The 17,395-nt window shown below is 72.3% G+C and carries 15 protein-coding genes; 7 read left to right on the top strand and 8 right to left on the bottom strand.

Annotated features, from left to right (window positions below):
- Positions 1-378 precede the first annotated feature (378 nt).
- The gene (locus DVH02_RS18095) at positions 379-1,035 is read left to right on the top strand and encodes a phosphotransferase (RefSeq protein WP_114624856.1); all 657 of its coding nucleotides are present in this window, start codon (positions 379-381) and stop codon (positions 1,033-1,035) included.
- Positions 1,036-1,338: 303 nt separating this feature from the next.
- On the opposite strand, the gene DVH02_RS18100 is transcribed toward DVH02_RS18095, so the two are convergent.
- Positions 1,339-2,442: an aldo/keto reductase gene (locus DVH02_RS18100; protein WP_114624857.1), complete on the bottom strand. Its 1,104-nt coding sequence runs from the start codon at positions 2,440-2,442 to the stop codon at positions 1,339-1,341.
- A 181-nt stretch (positions 2,443-2,623) separates the two neighbouring features.
- On the opposite strand from DVH02_RS18100, the gene DVH02_RS18105 reads away from it, so the two are divergent.
- Positions 2,624-3,613: a helix-turn-helix transcriptional regulator gene (locus DVH02_RS18105; protein WP_114624858.1), complete on the top strand. Its 990-nt coding sequence runs from the start codon at positions 2,624-2,626 to the stop codon at positions 3,611-3,613.
- A 17-nt stretch (positions 3,614-3,630) separates the two neighbouring features.
- Positions 3,631-4,284 (top strand): PhzF family phenazine biosynthesis protein, encoded by a 654-nt coding sequence (locus tag DVH02_RS18110; RefSeq protein ID WP_407697642.1) that lies wholly within the window; start codon positions 3,631-3,633, stop codon positions 4,282-4,284.
- Positions 4,285-4,612: 328 nt separating this feature from the next.
- Here DVH02_RS18110 and DVH02_RS18120 read toward each other — a convergent pair whose 3' ends face one another.
- Both DVH02_RS18120 and map read right to left on the bottom strand, forming a co-directional pair.
- Positions 4,613-5,272 carry a biliverdin-producing heme oxygenase gene (locus DVH02_RS18120; RefSeq protein ID WP_114624860.1) on the bottom strand — a complete coding sequence of 220 codons (660 nt, stop codon included), beginning with the start codon at positions 5,270-5,272 and terminating at the stop codon, positions 4,613-4,615.
- Positions 5,273-5,472: 200 nt separating this feature from the next.
- The gene (map, locus tag DVH02_RS18125; protein WP_114624861.1) at positions 5,473-6,330 is read right to left on the bottom strand and encodes a type I methionyl aminopeptidase; all 858 of its coding nucleotides are present in this window, start codon (positions 6,328-6,330) and stop codon (positions 5,473-5,475) included.
- A 125-nt stretch (positions 6,331-6,455) separates the two neighbouring features.
- Here map and DVH02_RS18130 point away from each other — a divergent pair, with 125 nt between their 5' ends.
- Complete coding sequence (locus DVH02_RS18130; protein ID WP_114624862.1) at positions 6,456-6,695, top strand: hypothetical protein; 240 nt, start codon at positions 6,456-6,458, stop codon at positions 6,693-6,695.
- A gap of 123 nt (positions 6,696-6,818) precedes the next feature.
- Here the strand turns inward: DVH02_RS18130 and DVH02_RS18135 are convergent, their stop codons facing one another.
- Both DVH02_RS18135 and DVH02_RS18140 read right to left on the bottom strand, forming a co-directional pair.
- Positions 6,819-8,198, bottom strand: coding sequence for an MFS transporter (locus tag DVH02_RS18135; RefSeq protein WP_114624863.1), 1,380 nt, complete (start codon positions 8,196-8,198; stop codon positions 6,819-6,821).
- Positions 8,199-8,261: 63 nt separating this feature from the next.
- Entirely contained in the window at positions 8,262-8,873 is a 612-nt protein-coding gene (locus DVH02_RS18140; RefSeq protein WP_114624864.1) for a hypothetical protein, read from the bottom strand.
- A gap of 115 nt (positions 8,874-8,988) precedes the next feature.
- On the opposite strand from DVH02_RS18140, the gene npdG reads away from it, so the two are divergent.
- Both npdG and DVH02_RS18150 read left to right on the top strand, forming a co-directional pair.
- Positions 8,989-9,774, top strand: a complete 786-nt coding sequence (gene npdG, locus DVH02_RS18145; protein WP_114624865.1) for an NADPH-dependent F420 reductase — start codon at positions 8,989-8,991, stop codon at positions 9,772-9,774.
- Positions 9,775-9,947: 173 nt separating this feature from the next.
- Complete coding sequence (locus DVH02_RS18150) at positions 9,948-10,130, top strand: hypothetical protein (protein ID WP_114624866.1); 183 nt, start codon at positions 9,948-9,950, stop codon at positions 10,128-10,130.
- 118 nt (positions 10,131-10,248) lie between these two features.
- Here DVH02_RS18150 and DVH02_RS18155 read toward each other — a convergent pair whose 3' ends face one another.
- Positions 10,249-11,046: a site-2 protease family protein gene (locus tag DVH02_RS18155; RefSeq protein ID WP_114624867.1), complete on the bottom strand. Its 798-nt coding sequence runs from the start codon at positions 11,044-11,046 to the stop codon at positions 10,249-10,251.
- A 485-nt stretch (positions 11,047-11,531) separates the two neighbouring features.
- On the opposite strand from DVH02_RS18155, the gene DVH02_RS18160 reads away from it, so the two are divergent.
- A complete protein-coding gene (locus DVH02_RS18160) occupies positions 11,532-14,987 on the top strand; it encodes an AfsR/SARP family transcriptional regulator (RefSeq protein ID WP_114624870.1) in 3,456 nt (1,151 codons plus the stop codon).
- A 48-nt stretch (positions 14,988-15,035) separates the two neighbouring features.
- Here the strand turns inward: DVH02_RS18160 and DVH02_RS18165 are convergent, their stop codons facing one another.
- Positions 15,036-15,926 carry an ABC transporter permease gene (locus tag DVH02_RS18165; protein ID WP_114624868.1) on the bottom strand — a complete coding sequence of 297 codons (891 nt, stop codon included), beginning with the start codon at positions 15,924-15,926 and terminating at the stop codon, positions 15,036-15,038.
- Entirely contained in the window at positions 15,923-16,942 is a 1,020-nt protein-coding gene (locus DVH02_RS18170) for an ATP-binding cassette domain-containing protein (RefSeq protein WP_114624869.1), read from the bottom strand. The genes DVH02_RS18165 and DVH02_RS18170 overlap by 4 nt, the downstream gene beginning before the upstream one ends.
- Between the last annotated feature and the right edge of the window lie 453 nt (positions 16,943-17,395).

Below are 17,395 nucleotides of genomic sequence, written 5' to 3' on the forward strand. Positions count from 1 at the left end.
CCCTTTACTCCCGGCCCGGAGGTGCGAAACTCAAAGCGAGAGGGGCGGCCCCCACTCGTCATGAATGGTGCTGGTTCAGCTCGCTTACCTCTTGGTACTGACCCGCACCATCACACGAGTGGTGACCAGCGGGGCATGAATCCCAGCCCACAACGGACGGCCAGTCGCCGAACCGGAGCCGGGCCACCCCACACCACTACCGCGTGCCCCGCAGGGCCCACCCACCCGCACAGCCCACCCGCACGGCGGCGTGGCGAAGCCTCGTTGCTTCCTGGAAACCGCGCGATCGTGCGTGGGGCCGTGCGCGGGGTCGTGCGTCGCATCGTGTGATGTTCGCAGGGTTGGCAGGCGGTATGTGGCCGGGACAGACTGCCGCTCGTGGAGCTGATAGCGCGGGGGCGGGACGCGGATGTGTATGCCCTGGACGAGTCCAGGGTGCTGCGGCGGTACCGGAACGGGGGGCCGACCGGGCTGGAGGCGCGGTTGATGAGGCATCTGGCCGCCTCCGAGTATCCCGTTCCGAAGGTGTACGAGACCACGGACACCGACATGGTCCTGGAGCGGTTGACCGGGCCGACCATGCTGGAGGTGCTGGCCGGCCGTCCATGGCGGGTCGCCGCACTCGGCCGGATGCTGGGCGGGCTCCACGACAGGCTTCACGCGCTGCCCGCGCCGGAGTGGCTGCCCCGGCGGTTCGGTACGGCGGGCGATGACCGGGTGTTGCACCTGGACCTGCACCCGGGCAACGTTCTTCTGACCGAGCAGGGCCCCATGGTGATCGATTGGTGCAACGCGGGGGCCGGTGATCCGGCCGCCGATGTGGCGATGACCATCGTCACGGTCGCCGGTGCGGAGGTTCCCCAACTGACCGCGCGACTGGGACGGAGCCTGTTTCTGCGCAGCATGCGCAAGGGGTGCGCGACCGATCCCGGGGGACGGATCCGGGAGGCCGTCGAGGCCAAGCTGGCCGACCCCAACCTGACGCCCACGGAGGCCGCGTGGCTGCGGCGTCGTGCCGGTGGCCGTACGGACTGACGGGCTCGGCCGCAGTGGTCGCACCTCCCGCCGTCGAGGCTGTGCCTGGGAGGTGTGCGGCACGGGTGTGGCGTCACGACGGCGTTCGGCGGCCAGCTCGTTGCCGCGATCCTCGACGGACCGGGACCGGGACCGGGGCCGGGGCCGGGGCCGGGACCCGGACCCGCCACGACCGGGCCGGTCGTCGACGTCCGGGTCATCGCGGAGCCGCGCCTCACCCGTTGCACCGCCGACCGCCGACCGCCGACCGCCGAAAGCCACTTCGGCGGCTCCGTCTCCTCCCGGTTCAACCCCCGCGCGGCACTATCGGGACCCGCCCCGGCCCCCGGAGGCCGCGGCTTCCGCGTGTGCCTCGATGAGCGCGCCGAGGGCCTCGGGGCCGCTCGTCGCCCGGTGGCGTTGTGCCGAGCCGAACGGGCCGTACGGGTACGGGGCCGGTGCCGGGTCGCTCGCGGCGTCGAGCGTGGTCAGGGCGTCGGCCGCCAGACGCAGGTCCGCGGCGCTGAGGCTGCCGGTGAGCTGCTGGAGGGTGCGGGCGCCGACGATGGCGGACACGACGCCGGGGCGGTTGGCGACCCAGCTCAGTGCCACCTGGGCCGGGGTGGCGCCGGTGTCGTCGGCGACCCGGCGTACGGCCTCCACCGCGCTCCAGGTGCGGTCGGAGGTCTCGTAGTTGGACGAGGTGTACCGGTACAGCGCGTGGTCCTCGCCCGCCCGGGTGTCGGGTGCGCGTTCCGTGTCGCGGGTGTACTTGCCGGTGAGGAACCCGCTCGCCAGCGGCGACCAGGCCAGCACGCCCAGCCCGTTGTGCCGGGCCGCGGGCAGCATCTCCCATTCGGTCTCGCGGGTGGCGAGGTTGTACTGCGCCTGGAGGCTCACCGGGGCCTCGTAGCCGTGGGCGCGGGCGGTGGAGACGGCGAGCTGGAGCTGCCAGCCGGTGAAGTTCGACAGGCCCACGTAGCGGATCTTGCCGGCGCGGACGGCGGAGTCCAGGAACGACAGCGTCTCCCCGACCGGGGTCAGCGGGTCCCAGGCGTGCACCTGGTAGAGGTCGACGGTGTCGGTGCCGAGGCGGCGCAGCGACGTGGTGAGCGCGCGGTCGAGATGGCGCCGGGAGAGGCCGGCGTCGTTGACGTCGTCGCCGGTCCGCACGCGGCCCTTGGTGGCGATGACGGCGCGGTCGGTGATGTCGCGGGGACGGGCGGCCAGCCACTGGCCGACGGTCGCCTCCGCGATGCCTCCGTTGTAGACGTCGGCGGTGTCGATGAGATTGCCCCCGGCCTCGACAAAGGCGTCCAACTGGGCGAACGCCTCCTCCTGGGAGGTCTCCGGGGTCCCGAAGTTCATGGTGCCGAGGGCCAGGTTGGAGACGAGGACCCCGCTGTTTCCAAGGGTGCGGTACTGCATGGGAGCGCGTTCCTTCCGGAAAGGGTGACGACGTGGTCGAAACGGTTGGAGCGGACCGTGAAGCCTCGAAGCTGTTCGGACGGTGACGAGTCAAGGCGGTCCGCTCGCGAGCGGGGAGTCCCCCTTGAGAGGGGTACTGGCAGGGACTCCCCGCCGGGCGCGACGCCCTTAACCTGGAATAATGGACAACCGGCAGGAAATCCGCGCGTTTCTGAAGTCGCGCCGGGACAGGATCACCCCCGAGCAGGCGGGGCTGCCGTCGTACGGCAATCGCCGGGTGACGGGGCTGCGCCGGAGCGAGGTCGCTGTCCTGGCCGGGGTGAGTGTGGAGTACTACACGCGTCTGGAGCGCGGCAGTCTCGGCGGTGTCTCCGACGGCGTGCTGGACGCCCTGGTCCTGGCCCTGCGCCTGGACGACATCGAGCGCGCTCACCTGTACGACCTGGCCCGCGCCGCCCAGGCCGCGACGGGCCGGGCGCGGCGGCGGTCCGTACCCGCCGCCGAGTCGGCGCAGGTGCGGCCGGGGGTGCGGCCGGGGGTGCGGCGCATCGTCGAGGGGATGCCGGGGCTGCCCGCGTTCGTGCAGAACAACCGCTTCGATGTCCTGATCGCCAATCCCCTTGCCCGAGCGCTGTACTCGGAGATGTACGCCGACCCCACCGCCGGGGCGAACACCGCCCGGTTCGTGTTCCTGGGCCCCTCGGCAAGGCGCCTCTACACCGACTGGGAACAGGTGGCCAGGGGCGCGGTGGGCGCGCTGCGCGTCGAAGCGGGCAGGAACCCCTACGACCGTGAGCTGTCGAACCTGATCGGCGAGCTGTCCACCCGCAGCGACAGCTTCCGCGTCCTGTGGGGCGCCCATGACGTGCACGTCTTCCGCGAGGGGACGAAGCGGTTCAGGCATCCGGTCGTCGGTGACCTGGAGCTGGACCATGAGGCGATGGCCCTGCCCGGCGACACCGGACAGTCCGTGGTCGTCTACAGCGCACCGGCCGGCACCGCCGCCGAGGACGGGCTGAGGCTCCTGGCGAGCTGGTCGGCCTCGGAAGGCGACACCTCGGAAGGCGACACCGCAGATGGCGACACCGCAAAAGGAGATGCCCCGGAAGGCAGCGGTCCGCAAGGCAGTGGTCCGGAAGCCGAACGGTCCTTCCGCGGCCCCCGTGTTTGAATGCGCGGGTGGCTGACATCTTTGACATCGACGTCCTCAGCGTCTTCTGCGCCGCCGACGGGCGGTACGGCAACACGCTCGGGGTCGTCCGCGAGGGGCGGCACCACCCGGACCAGGCGGACCGGCAGGCCATCGCCGCCCAACTCGGCTACAGCGAAACGGTGTTCGTCGACGATCCCGATCGCGGCGTGGTCGACATCCACACGCCGGGGCTGCGGCTTCCCTTCGCCGGGCATCCGCTGGTCGGGGTGGCCTGGCTACTCGATCTGGAAGTGGTGAACCCCCCGGCGGGAGAGGTGTGGGTCCGCCAGGACGGCGAGTTCACCTGGATCACCGCCCGCCCGGAGTGGGCGCCGCCGCGCACGCTCCAGCGGTACGCGTCCGCCGCCGAGATCGAGGCGCTGCCCGCGCCGCCGCCGGGTGAGGGCTGGCTCTACGCGTGGGCCTGGGAGGACGAGGCGGCCGGTCGCGTCAGGGCGCGGGCCTTCCCGCGCCGGGACGGCGGCGTCGTGGAGGACGAGGCCACCGGCGCGGCGGCCCTGCTGCTCACGGCGCTGCTGGGGCGCGCGCTGAACATCACGCAGGGCCGGGGATCGCAGCTGATCACGGCCCCGGGTCCGGACGGGACGATCGAGATCGGCGGCCGGGTGCGGCTGCTCACCGCCCACTGAGCCGCCACGGGACCCATGGCGACGAGCGACGGGCGACGGGCGACGAGCGACGGGCGACGGGTGACCGGCACGCCGTTCATCAGCTTCCACGCCCCGCACGAGATGTCGGCACTCGCCCGTGACGCCGGTTTCGCGGATGCCCGGCACATCCCGGGCGCTGGTCGGCACCGTCTGATCCTCCCCGTGGCGCGGCCCGGGTGGTGTGCTGCCTCGGCAGCCCATGCCGGGATCCTCGATCGCCTGCCGCCTGCCGCCTGCCGCCTGCCGCCTGCCGCCTGCCGCCTGCCGCCTGCCGCCTGCCGCCTGCCGCCTGCGCTGTGCTCGCGCGCTACGCGCTCAGCGGGAACTGGTCGCTTAGCTCATTGAGAACCGCCACGTTGAAGTCGAACGCGCGCTTGCACTCATCAATGATCCGCTGCTTCTCCAGGTCGTCCGCCGCCACCGAGTCCAGCAGCTCGCGGTAGCTCCGCTTGTACGCGGCCGGGTTGCTGATCTCCTCGAAGACGTAGAACCGCACGCCGTCGCCCTTGCGGTCGAACCCCCAGGTCCGTTCGGCCCTGTCCCGCAGGACCTGGCCGCCGGAGAGGTCCCCGAGGTAGCGCGTGTAGTGGTGGGCCACGAACCCGCCGGGCCACGTCCGTACGCACTCCTGGACCCGCGTGGTGTACGCGACCGTCGACGCCAGCGGTTCGAGCCCGGTACGCCAGTCCGCGCCGCGCAGGTGGGCGAGGTCGCGCTCCAGCTGGGGCGCGCGCGCCAGCTCGGGCTGGATGAAGGGCCCGGCGACCGGGTCCTGCCGCAGAGCCTCCGTGCCCTCCTCCAGTGCGCGGTACACGAACCACAGCTGCTCCGTGTAGCGCGTGTACGCGTCGACCCCGTGCCGTCCGCCCAGCAGATCACTCATGAAGTTCGAGTTGTTCGCCACGGTGTGCTGCTCGTGCGAGGCGGTGCGGATGAGCGTGGAGAAGGGAGTGGCGGTTGCGTCCAAGGCGGGCCTCCGGAGACCGAGGGGAACGGGAGCAGGCGAATGCCGGCCGACGGCGGCAGCGCGTTTCCGCGCCGCCGTCCCCACCGATATTCTTACTTAGGCATACCTAAGTCAACAGTTTCCCGACGGCCTGTCGGTAAAAAACGGTCCGATGTAGGCCGAGCTATGGCGTAAAAGTGCCTAAAACGGTCAGTGGGTGGTCAGGGGAGCGTCAGGACCTCGGCCCCCGTGTCCGTCACCACCAGCGTGTGCTCGAACTGCGCGGTCCGCTTGCGGTCCTTCGTCACCACGGTCCAGCCGTCGTCCCACATGTCGTGCTCGTACGTACCGAGCGTGAGCATCGGCTCGATGGTGAACGTCATGCCCGGCTGGATGACGGTGGTGGCGTGCGGGCTGTCGTAGTGCGGGACGATCAGCCCGGAGTGGAAGGACGAGTTGATGCCGTGGCCCGTGAAGTCCCGGACCACGCCGTAGCCGAACCGCTTGGCGTACGACTCGATGACCCGCCCGATGATGTTGATCTGGCGACCGGGCCGTACGGCCTTGATGGCGCGGTCCAGCGACTCGCGCGTCCGCTTGACCAGCAGCCTGGACTCCTCGTCGACGTCGCCGCACAGGTAGGTGGCGTTGTTGTCGCCGTGTACGCCGTTGATGTACGCGGTGACGTCGAGGTTCACGATGTCGCCGTCGCGCAGGACCGTGGAGTCGGGGATTCCGTGGCAGATGACCTCGTTGACCGAGGTGCACAGGGACTTGGGGAAGCCCCGGTAGCCGAGCGTCGAGGGGTAGGCGCCGTGATCGCACATGAACTCGTGCGCGACCCGGTCCAGCTCGTCCGTGGTCACCCCGGGCGCGATGTGCTCGGCGGCCTTCTCCATCGCCCGCGCGGCGATCCGCCCGGCGATCCGCATCCGCTCGATCGTTTCGGCGGTCTGCACTTCCGGCCCGGCATACGGGGTAGGAGCGGGCTTCCCGACATATTCGGGGCGCCGGATTTTTCCGGGAACGGAACGGACGGGAGAGAGCTGCCCCGGTACGAGCAGTGACTGGCCAGACATGCCAGCGAGTTTAGACCGACCGTCACAAGGCGGCGCGGGACCCGGCCCCGCCGCGATGTCCGCCCCGTGCGGTGGGTCCGGCCGGCCGGTGTGGGGCAGCATGGCGTCAGAGGAAGGAGCCGACGATGGCCCTGTTCAAGAAGCGCACGGTCGGTAAGCCCGGCGAGTGGTACTACTGCCTGAAGCACCAGAAGGTCGAGGAGGGCCCCGAGTGCCCGGCCAAGGACCGCTTCGGCCCGTACACCTCGCGCCAGGAGGCCGAGCACGCGATGCAGACAGCCCGGGACCGGAACCTGGAGTGGGAGACGGATCCCAAGTGGCACGACGACTCCAAGGGCCCGGAGAAGGACGAGGACACTCCTTAGGGCTCTGTCTGACAGACCCGCCTGGCGCGCGGCGCCCGGACACTCCTCAGGAGGAGCGGCGCCACGCCGCGAGCGAGCCCGCCCGCCCGCTCGCGGCGTGACCCGGCGCTCCGGCCGCTACGGCTACGGGGTGTCCGCCGCCGTCCGCTCCGCCGCCGTCCGCTCCGCCGCCGTCCGCTCCGCCCCGGGCAGCGGCTCCGCCAGCGGCTCGTCCGCCCGGCCCTCACCCGCCTGGCCCCCGGCCTTCTGGGCGCGGCGCCGCAGCGCGTCCTCGTCCGTGTCGGCGTGGTACGTCAGCAGCTTCGGCAGCACGCCCGCCAGCAGCCCGACCGCCGCCACGCACGCCAGCCCGCCGCTCCAGACAGCGGTACGGGTCCCGGTCCAGCCGGCCATGGCGCCCGCGCGCACCTGGCCGAGCTGCGGGCCGCAGCTGTACGAGAGCACCTCGATGCCCGCCAGGCGGCCCCGGAACTCCTCCGGGATGGTCTGATTCCAGATCGTGGAGCGGCCCAGACCGCTGATGGTGTCGCCGCCGCCCGCCGCGACGAGACAGAGCAGCACGAGCCAGATGTTCGACATCCATCCGGCCGCCGCCATCGCCAGCCCCCAGCCCGCCGCGCCGAGCGCCACCATCCGGCCGTGCCGCCGGACCCGCGAGGCCCAGCCGCTGGTGAGGCTGACGACGATGGAACCCAGCGGGATCGCCCCGTACATCAGCCCCAGTGCCCATTCGGCGTCCAGGTCCTGCGCGAGGAACGGGAAGATCGCCAGTGGGAAGGCGAAGAACATCGCGGCGAGGTCGATCGCGTACGTGCCGAGCAGCACCGGCTTGCTCCACGCGTACCGCGCGCCCTCCGCGATCGTCCGGAGCGACGGCCGGTCCGCCTCCCCGGACGGCGGCGCCGGCGCCAGGCGCAGACACATCAGTACGGAGACGGCGAAGCCGGCGACGGTGACGGCGTACGCGGTGGGGGCGCCCGCGTACGCCACGACCACCCCGGCGAGCGAAGGACCGGCCACGGCCCCGATCTGCCAGCGCAGCGAGTTGAGCGCGGCGGCGGCCGTGAGCTGGTCGTGCGGCACGATCCGCGCCATGAGCGAGTCCAGCGCCGGGCGCTGCAGCCCCGCCAGCGCGGACACCCCGGCCGCGACCACGTACAGCGGCCACAGCGCGGGCTCGGGCAGCAGCCCGTTGACGAGGAGTACGACGGCCAGCAGCCCGAGCCCCGCCTCCGACAGGAGGATCACCCTGCGCCGGTCGGCGGCGTCGGCCAGCGCGCCCCCGTACAGCCCGAAGACGATCAGCGGCACCAGCTCGACGGCGCCCATCGCGCCGACCGCGAGCGGGGAATCGGTGAGGTCCTTGATCTGGAGCGGCAGCGCGATCATGGCCATCGAGCTGCCGAAGTACGTCACCAGCCCCTGCACCCAGAGCAGCCGGAACTGCCGCGAGGAACGGAAGGGGGTGAGGTCGGGCAGGATCGCGCCGGGCGTTCTGGTCACGAGGGGCCATGATCGGCGCCGGGAGCGGGGGAGGGCAAGCCGGTTGTCTCCGGGCGCCGACGGTCACCAGCGGGACGGTGGCGGCGCCGTCAGCTGGTCAGCGAGCCGGGACAGCCGGTCCTGGAAGCGGCGCCGCCCGCGCGGCGCGGGGAGGCTGTTCTCGCCGGTGGCCGCCGACACGAGGTGCTGCACCGTGTCGAGGCTCACACCCTGCGCCGCGTCCGACGCCCCCACGGTCAGCGCGTCGTGCGCCAGCCCGTGCACCTCGGCGTCCCCGCCGTCCAGCGCCAGCACCGTCGCCCCGGCGCGCCGGGCGTCGTGCACCCGCTCCAGCAGACCGCCGTCCGGGCGCTCCGGGGCCACGACGAGGAGGGTCTCGCCCCGGCCCGCCGCTTCCAGTCGGCCGAGGCCGACGGCGAGATGGGCGGGGTCGTCGTGCCGTACCCGGTGCCGTACCAGCGTCGGATTCAGCTCCGGCTGACCCGACCACGCGGCCTCGTCCACGAGGTGCGCCGCCAGGTGCCAGGGCTCGTACTCCTCCGTCCCGACCAGCAGCAGCCCGCCCCCCTGCGGGACGACGGCGGAGCGCAGCGCCCCCGCGAACCTGCGGGTCGCGGACGGCCACTCCGTCCCGGCGAGGACTTCGCGCAGCAGCGCGACACGTACGGCATCCATGCGCCCGCATCCTGCCGCAGTACGGCACGTGGCGCGGCGGGTCGGCGACGTCTCACCCGAACGGGGCCTCCTGGCATGAGGTTTCCGGCGGCCTACCGAGAAGTAGGCTCGGTTCATGACTTCAACGGACAGTGGCAGTACGCACTCTTCCCCCGCGCCCTCCACCTCTGCCGAGGCGCCCGTCAGCGCGCCCGTCAGCGCGCCTGCCAAGGCACCGGCCAAGGCACCGGCCAAGGACCCGTGGGATCTTCCCGACGTCTCGGGCCTGGTCGTCGGTGTCCTCGGCGGGACGGGTGACCAGGGGCGGGGCCTCGCCTACCGGCTCGCGCTCGCCGGACAGAAGGTGATCATCGGCTCCCGGGCCGCCGAGCGCGCCGAGTCGGCGGCGGCGGAACTGGGCAACGGCGTCGAGGGCGCCGACAACTCCACCTGCGCGCGCCGCAGCGACGTGGTCATCGTCGCCGTGCCGTGGGACGGCCACGCCAAGACCCTGGAGTCCCTGCGCGAGGAGCTGACGGGCAAGCTGGTCATCGACTGCGTCAACCCGCTCGGTTTCGACAAGAAGGGCGCGTACGCCCTGAAGCCCGAGGAGGGCAGCGCCGCCGAGCAGGCCGCCGCGCTGCTGCCGGACTCCCGGGTGACCGCCGCGTTCCACCATCTGTCGGCGGTGCTGTTGCAGGACCCGTCGGTCGAGCGGATCGACACGGACGTGCTGGTCCTCGGTGAGGCGCGGGCCGACACGGACCTCGTCCAGGCGCTGGCCTCCCGTATCCCCGGCATGCGCGGCGTCTTCGCCGGTCGCCTGCGCAACGCGCACCAGGTGGAGTCGCTCGTCGCCAACCTCATCTCGGTGAACCGGCGCTACAAGGCGCACGCGGGGCTGCGCGTCACGGACGTGTAGCGACGGCCGTACCTCCCCGGGGGAGGGAGCGGGCGGGGCGCGACCGGAGCGCGACAGGTGCGGGGGGACACTCGTGGGCCATTCCTGGGCCACTCCCGGGCATCCGGTGCCATGGGAGACACTGGAGCGCGTACGACCGCACTCCCGAACGCCCCCGACAGGAGCCGTCCCCCATGCCGCGCCTCGCTCTCTACTCCCTCGCCGTCTGTGTCCTCGCCGTCGTGGCGGCCATCGTCTCCTTCGTCCAGGGCATGTGGCTCGGTGTCGTGTGGGTGCTGGTCGCCGGGCTCTCGTCCAACATGGCCTGGTACTACCTCCGCAGGGCCAGGGCCGACCGGGCCGCCACCACGGGCTGAACCGGGAGCACTGAACCGGGAGCACTGAACGGGGGAGTGCTGAACGGGGGAGTGGTGAGCGGGGGAGCACTGAACCGGGGAGTGCTGAACCGGCTCCGCACCACCGCGCTGAGCCGCCTCACGGGCCGCAGACGTACGTGTTCCGCGTCATCCAGAAGCTGAAGATGTTCCGGCCGCAGTAGCTGTCGACGTCCGAGACGCCCAGAGCGCTCAGGATGGCGTCGATCGCGTCGAAGAACGCCCTGTTGACCTCGGGAATGAAGAAGAGCAGCACGAAGACCGCCAGCAGACCGAACGGCGCGAAGGGCTCCACCTGGCGGCGGACCTTGAGGGAGAGCCAGGGCTCGATCACCCCGTACCCGTCGAGACCCGGAATCGGCAGGAAGTTGAGGATGGCAGCGGTGACCTGGAGGAGAGCGAGGAATCCCAGGGCGTAGCGGAAGACCGTCGGGACGCCGGACAGGGCGTGCAGCCAGAAGGGGGCCGTGCAGACGATGGCGAAGAGCACGTTGGTGAGCGGCCCGGCGGCCGAGATGAGGCTGTGCTTCCAGCGGCCGTGGATACGGCCCCGCTCGATGAAGACGGCGCCGCCGGGGAGGCCGATGCCGCCCATGATCACGAAGATCACCGGCAGCACGATGCTGAGCAGCGCGTGCGTGTACTTGAGCGGGTTGAGCGTCAGATAGCCCTTCGCCCCGATCGAGATGTCGCCGCTGTGCAGCGCGGTGCGCGCGTGGGCGTACTCGTGCAGACAGAGCGAGGTGATCCAGCCGCCCGTGACGAAGAGGAAGACGGCGAATCCGGCGCTCGCCGCGAAGTCCGTCCACACCGCCCATCCCGCGACCGCCGTGACGGCGACGATGCCGAGGAAGACGGGGGAGATGCGCCGGTCGCTTTTTCGGATGGCGGTGGTCATGGGCGGGGCTCCCGGGAGATCGGCGCGGTGGTGCTGTCGGTGCGGTGGTGTGCGGTGGTGTGCGGTGTGTGTCGTGGTGCCGTGGTGTGCGGTGGTGCCGTGGTGCCGTCGGTACGAGGGGTACATGTGGTGCGTGTGGTGGGCGTGGTGCGAGAGGGGGCTTGTCGGGCGGGCGATACGGCGGTACGGCTGGCTGTACGGCGGTACGGGCCGTGGTTCCCCGTATCCGCTCCGTCAAGTGTCCCCCTACCCTCTTCGCGCGGCTCTCCCGCCACCCGGGGATCTCGTTCTCCGCCCGCTTGTCCTGAGGACACGCGGGCGAAAACCCCTCGACTCGGGGTGCGGTGCCCGGAATGCTGTACCCCTGGGGGTGGAGAGGCATGCACGGACACGGGCGTACGGAGTGCCCCGGCGGCCACGGTCGCCCCGGCGCCTCCGGTGACCGCGCGGCGACCGTGCTGACGGCCGTCACGGACAATGGGCGCATGCGCATCTCCGTCCTCGGGACCACCGGGGCCTTTCACGCCGACGGCTCGCCCGTCGCCCTCGGCGGCGCGCGGCTGCGCGCGCTGCTGACGGTGCTCGCGCTGCGGCCCGGCCGTACGGTCCCGGTCGGGGTGCTCGTCGAGGAGGTCTGGGCGGCGGAGCCGCCCGCGGACGCCGTGGGGGCGCTCCAGGCGCTGGTGGGGCGGTTGCGGCGGGCGCTCGGGCCGGGTGCCATCGCCTCGGACGGGGGCGGGTACCGGCTCCACGTGGAGGCCCAGGACGTCGACCTGCACCGTTTCGGCGTGCTCGCCGACGAGGGCACCCGGTGTCTGGCGCAGGGCGACGCGGTCAAGGCGCTGAGCCTGCTGGACGACGCGCTGGCGCTCTGGCGCGGTCCCGCGCTGGACGACCTTCCCGACCGTACGGGGGAAGCCGTCCGCTGGGAGACCCGTCGGCTCGACGCCCGCCGCAACCGGCTGGCCGCCGCGCTCGCGCTCGGCCGGGCCGAGGAGGTCCTGCCCGAGCTGGTCGAGCTGTGCGGCCGGTTCCCCCTGGACGAGCGCCTCCAGGCGCTCCGGGTGCGCGCTCTGCGCGACGCGTCCCGCCATGCCGAGGCGCTCGCCGCGTACGGACAGGTCCGCCGCGATCTCGCCGACCGGCTCGGCACTGACCCCGGACCCGAACTGCGCGCGCTGCACACGGAGTTGCTGCGCGGCGGGTCGGGCGCCGGGTCGGGCGCCGGGTCGGGCGACGGGGTCGGGACCGCGCCGACGGGCCCGGCCGCTCCCGTACCCGGACTCGTACCCGCGTCCGTACCCGCATGCGCATCCGCCCCCGAGCCCGCCGCCCGCCACGGCAACCTCCGTGCCCGGCTCACCAGCTTCGTCGGCCGCGAGGACGACATCGAGGCGATCCGGGGCGACCTCGGGCGGGCCCGGCTGGTCACGCTGCTCGGGCCCGGCGGGGCCGGGAAGACGCGGCTCTCGCAGGAGGCCGCCGAGAGCGCGGCCGACGTGTGGCCCGACGGGGTGTGGCTGGCCGAGCTGGCGCCCGTCAACGACCCGGACAACGTCACCGAGGCCGTACTGACCGCGCTCGGAGCGCGCGAGACCGTGCTGCGCGGCGCCGGGGCCGAGGAGCTGCGGGCCGCCGACCGGCACGCGGGAGAGCCGCTCGTCCGGCTGACCGAGCACTGCGCCCGGCGCCGCATGCTGCTGCTCCTGGACAACTGCGAGCATGTGATCGAGGCCGCCGCCGCCCTCGCCCACGAACTGCTGGCGCGCTGCCCCGAGCTGACCATTCTGGCCACCAGCCGGGAGCCGCTCGGCGTGCCCGGTGAGGTCGTGCGTCCGGTGGGGCCGCTGGCGCCCGATCCGGCACACCGGCTGTTCGCGGAGCGCGCCCGTACGGTACGGCCCGACTTCGACCCGGCCGAGGACACCGAGGCGGTCGCCGAGATCTGCCGGCGGCTGGACGGGCTGCCGCTCGCCATCGAACTCGCCGCCGCCCGGCTGCGGCTGCTCACCCCGCGCCTGATCGCCGACCGCCTCGACGACCGGTTCCGGCTGCTCACCGGCGGCAGCAGAACCGTTCTGCCGCGCCAGCAGACGCTGCGCGCCGTGGTCGACTGGTCCTGGGAGCTGCTGGACGGAGCCGAACGCGCGGTCCTGCGGCGGCTGTCCGTCTTCGCGGGCGGCTGCGACCTGCCCGCCGCCGAGGTGGTCTGCGCCGACGAGCCTGCCATCGACGAGCCCGCTATCGACGAGCCTGCCCACGACCTTGCCGACGGGCCCGCGGTCGCGTCCCGCGATGTCGCCGCGCTCCTCGGCTCGCTCATCGACAAGTCCCTCGTCGTCGCCACGCCGACGCGCGACGGCGGCGGCATGCGCTACCGGCTGCTCGAAACCGTCGCCGAGTACAGCACGGAGCGGCTCGACGAGGCCGGTGAGCGCACGCTCGTCGAGCACCGGCACCTCGTGCACTTCCGCGAGCTGGCGCGCACCACCGACCCGCTGTTGCGCGGGCCCGGACAGAACGCCGCGATCGCCCTGTTCGAGCGCGAGTACGAGAACATTCGCGGCGCGCTGCGCCGGGCCGTCGCCGCCGACGACGAGCAGGAGGCGCTGTGCGTCGGCCTCTCCCTGGTCTGGTTCTGGCAGATGCGCGACCTGCGCGCCGACGTCCGGCAGTGGGCGGGCGCCGTCGCGGCCCTCGGCCCCGATCCGTTCGCCCGCCCCGTCCAGCAGGCTCCGCCGATCGCGCACCGTGTCACGGACATGCCGCCGCCGATGTCCGCCGAGGTCCTCCAGGAGGCCCGGCGCGGGGTGCGGATGCTGGGGATGCTGTACGACGACCGCAGCCGGGGCAACTGGGCCGACCCCACGAGGAACGACTGGCTGGACGCCGTGGCCACCGCCTACCGGCCTGGGCTCCCGCAGACCTGCTGGTACCCGGGCAGCCTCTGGTTCTTCGCGACGGTGTTCACCGGGAACGGCGATCAGCTGCGGTTCGGCCTGGACGAGACCGTCCGCGTCTGCGAGGAGTCCGGCTACGAATGGGAGCTGGCCATGGTGCTCCACACCCGGGCCAACGTCCTCGCCAACCGCGGGATCTCGGCGGGCGCGGCGGTCCGCGACGCCGATCGCAGCCTGGAGATCTTCGAACGGCTCGGGGACGCCTGGGGCCGGGTGGAGGCGCTCTCCGCCCGGGGCGAGGCCAGGGAGAAGTGCGGCGACTACGCGGGCGCGGGCGAGGACTTCCGGTTGGCCGTCGAACTCGCCGGGGGACTGGGCGTGCAGAGCCAGGTCATCCTGTTGCGCGCCCGGCTGGCGGCTCCCCTGGTCGAGCTGGGCCGGTACGAGGAAGCGGAGCACATCCTTCGCGAGGTGCTGCGCGACGGGCGGGAAACCGGGTTCGAGGCGCTGACCGCCGCCCGGCTCTTCCTGGTCATGGTGCTGGGCCGCAGCGGACGCCTCGGCGAGGCGCGTGAGCAGCTGGAGACGATGCTGGACGCGCACGACGGCGGCGGCCGTGACTTCTTCCACCGGAGTTTCCTGGTGGGCCTCTCCGCCTGGCTCGACTGTCTGGAGGGCCGGTACGCGCAAGGGCTGGAGAAGGCCCGTAAGGCTCTGGAGATCTGTGACTCACCGGTGACGCGGATGATGGCCCCCGAATTCGCCGCGCTCCATCTGATGATCGCCGGCTGGGCCCTGGCGGGCCTGACGGCCCTGACGGACCGGCCGGACAACGGACCCGAGCGGGTACGGGATGCCGCCCGGCTGATCGGCGCGTACGAGGGGCACCTGCCCGAAGGCCACTTCCGCACCTCGCTGGAGCGGGAGATCATGGTGGCCGCCCGCGAGGTCGTGGTGGCCGCGCTCGGTGCGGCCGGTTTCGAGGCGGCGCGGGCCGAGGGCGCCCGCCTCACCCAGGCGGAGGCCGTCGCTCTCGTCTGACCCGCGCCGCGTCGCGCCGCGCGGGCCGCGCGGGCCGGACGAGCCGTCTCACGACTTCTTGCGGAACTTGGCCACCGCCAGCGGCGCCGTCACCAGCGTGATCCCCGCCGCCCACGCCAGGGTGATCCACGCCGAGTGCGCCACGGGACCCCCGTTGACCAGCGCGCGGGCCGCGTCCGCCAGGTTCGAGAGCGGGTTGACGTCGGTGAACGTCTGGAGCCAGCCCGGCATGGTCGACGTCGGCGCGAAGATCGAGGAGCCGAACTGCAAGGGCATCAGGACGATCATGGCCACGCCCTGCACGGCTTGCGCCGTCTTCATCGTCAGGCCGAGCAGAATGAAGATCCACATCAGGGACGCGCCGAACACGGCGGACAGACCGACGGCCGCGAACAGGTGGAGCACCGAGGTCTTGATCTCCATGCCCAGCAGGAAGCCCATGCCGAGCAGGATCGCGATGGCGACCAGCATCCGGCCGATCTCGACGACTATCTTGGCGATCAGTACGGACGACCGGGCGATCGGCATCGTCCGGAACCGGTCCATGACGCCCTTGCGGAAGTCGTCGTTCACTCCGGTGCCGACGGCCATGGCGACGTTCATCCCGATCATCGCCATCAGCCCGGGGACCACGTAGTTCACATAGTCGTCGCGCGAGCCGCCGAGGCTGGCGCCCACCGAGCCGCCGAAGACGTACACGAACAGCAGCGTGAAGATGATCGGCATCAGCAGGACGTCGAACATCGACTCCGGATCCGCCTTGATCTGGAGGGCGTTGCGGCGTGCCAGTGCGCCGATGTGGCGCAGATTGCCGCGCAGTCCGATCCGGCCCTCGCCGGAGGCGGCCGCCGGGGTCCTGGCGGTCCCCGGCCCGGCGGGGGCGGAGCCCGGCCGGGGCGTCGGGGGCGCCGTCGTGGTGGTGGTCGGGGTCGTGTTCATACCGAGGCTTCCTCAAGGGCGGTGTCGGGCTCGACGGCGGTCTTCTGGCCGGTGATCGCCAGGAACACCTCGTCCAGGCTGGGCAGATGAGTGCCGATGTGGGATATCGCGAAGCCGCGCTCGCTCAGGAGCCCCACGACCGCGGTCAGTTGCTGATCGCTCAGGATCGGGACGTAGAGCATGTCCTCGTCCGGGACGGCCTGCGCGCCGCCGATGCCGTCGAGACCGCTCTCGGCGACGGCCCGCGCCATCGCGGGCAGCTGGGCCGGGTCGGCCGGGCGGATCTGCAGCGTACGGCCGCCGACCTTCGCCTTCAGCTCGTTCACCCCGCCCCTGGCGATGACCCGGCCGCGGTCGATGACCGTCAGCTCGCTCGCGAGCTGCTCGGCCTCCTCCATGTACTGGGTGGTGAGCAGCACCGTCGACCCCTCGGCCACCATCCGCTGCATCTCGTCCCAGACCTCGTTGCGGGTACGGGGGTCGAGACCGGTCGTCGGCTCGTCCAGATACAGGACGGCGGGCCTGCCGATCATGGACGCGGCCAGGTCGAGCCTGCGCCGCATCCCGCCCGAGTACTGGAGCGCGGGACGCTTCGCCGCCTCGGTGAGCGAGAAGCGCTCCAGCAGCTCGTCGGCGCGGCTCCTCGCCTCCTTGCGGGGCAGGTCGAGGAGCCTGCCGATCATGTACAGGTTCTCCCGGCCGGAGAGCTTCTCGTCCACCGACGCGTACTGACCGGTCAGACCGATGGTGCGGCGCAGCTGGCGGGGCTGACGCAGCACGTCGTACCCCGCGACCATCGCGCTGCCCGCGTCCGGCCTGACGAGGGTGGAGAGGATGCGGACCAGCGTCGTCTTGCCGGCTCCATTGGGCCCGAGCACACCGAGGACGGTGCCCTCGCGGACATCGAGATCCACCCCGTCCAGCGCCTTGGTGGCGCCGTAATGCTTGACCAGCCCCCGCACCTCCACGGCGTTGCCGGTCCGGCCGCCGCTGGGGTTCTTGTCGTTTCGCTTCATGGCCTCAGTGGACCAGCCGCCACCGACAATCCGCCGACAAGCCGCCGACAGCCTGTGGACAACCGGTCGGCGGGCGCGCGACAGCCCGCCGACGGGGGAAGATCGGCGGGCTGTCGCTCGTGCGGGCAGTGGCTTTTCGGTAGGTGCGGTGCGGTGCGCGGGTGCGTTGGTGCGGTGCCGGGGCCGCGAGCCGGACGGGACGCGTCGGACAGCGCCTGGGCCGTGTCTGACAAATCCCGCCTGGCTCGAGACGCCTGGCACGCTCGCTGCGTTGTCGGAGTCGCCCGAGTACGTCCAGTACACGGGCGATCCTCCGCCTTGCGATCGCACGCACCAGACGCCGCGAGCCCCGCCCTACGGGCGGACGGCGCTATTTGTCAGACACGGCCTAGTGGAAGGTGTGCTCCTCCTGCGGGAACGTTCCTCCCACGACCTCGTCGGCGAACTCCCGTG

Origin of the sequence: Streptomyces corynorhini, from assembly GCF_003346515.1 — a bacterium.
GTDB lineage: Bacteria > Actinomycetota > Actinomycetes > Streptomycetales > Streptomycetaceae > Streptomyces > Streptomyces corynorhini.

What these genes read in the sequence shown, in the direction of transcription:
- DVH02_RS18130 (WP_114624862.1), top strand. Translation starts at nt 6,456, where the DNA reads ATGGCCCTGTTCAAGAAGCGCACGGTCGGTAAGCCCGGCGAGTGGTAC.
- DVH02_RS18100 (WP_114624857.1), bottom strand. Translation starts at nt 2,442, where the DNA reads ATGCAGTACCGCACCCTTGGAAACAGCGGGGTCCTCGTCTCCAACCTG.
- map (WP_114624861.1), bottom strand. Translation starts at nt 6,330, where the DNA reads ATGTCTGGCCAGTCACTGCTCGTACCGGGGCAGCTCTCTCCCGTCCGT.
- DVH02_RS18140 (WP_114624864.1), bottom strand. Translation starts at nt 8,873, where the DNA reads ATGGATGCCGTACGTGTCGCGCTGCTGCGCGAAGTCCTCGCCGGGACG.
- npdG (WP_114624865.1), top strand. Translation starts at nt 8,989, where the DNA reads ATGACTTCAACGGACAGTGGCAGTACGCACTCTTCCCCCGCGCCCTCC.
- DVH02_RS18170 (WP_114624869.1), bottom strand. Translation starts at nt 16,942, where the DNA reads ATGAAGCGAAACGACAAGAACCCCAGCGGCGGCCGGACCGGCAACGCC.
- DVH02_RS18165 (WP_114624868.1), bottom strand. Translation starts at nt 15,926, where the DNA reads ATGAACACGACCCCGACCACCACCACGACGGCGCCCCCGACGCCCCGG.
- DVH02_RS18105 (WP_114624858.1), top strand. Translation starts at nt 2,624, where the DNA reads ATGGACAACCGGCAGGAAATCCGCGCGTTTCTGAAGTCGCGCCGGGAC.
- DVH02_RS18155 (WP_114624867.1), bottom strand. Translation starts at nt 11,046, where the DNA reads ATGACCACCGCCATCCGAAAAAGCGACCGGCGCATCTCCCCCGTCTTC.
- DVH02_RS18150 (WP_114624866.1), top strand. Translation starts at nt 9,948, where the DNA reads ATGCCGCGCCTCGCTCTCTACTCCCTCGCCGTCTGTGTCCTCGCCGTC.
- DVH02_RS18160 (WP_114624870.1), top strand. Translation starts at nt 11,532, where the DNA reads ATGCGCATCTCCGTCCTCGGGACCACCGGGGCCTTTCACGCCGACGGC.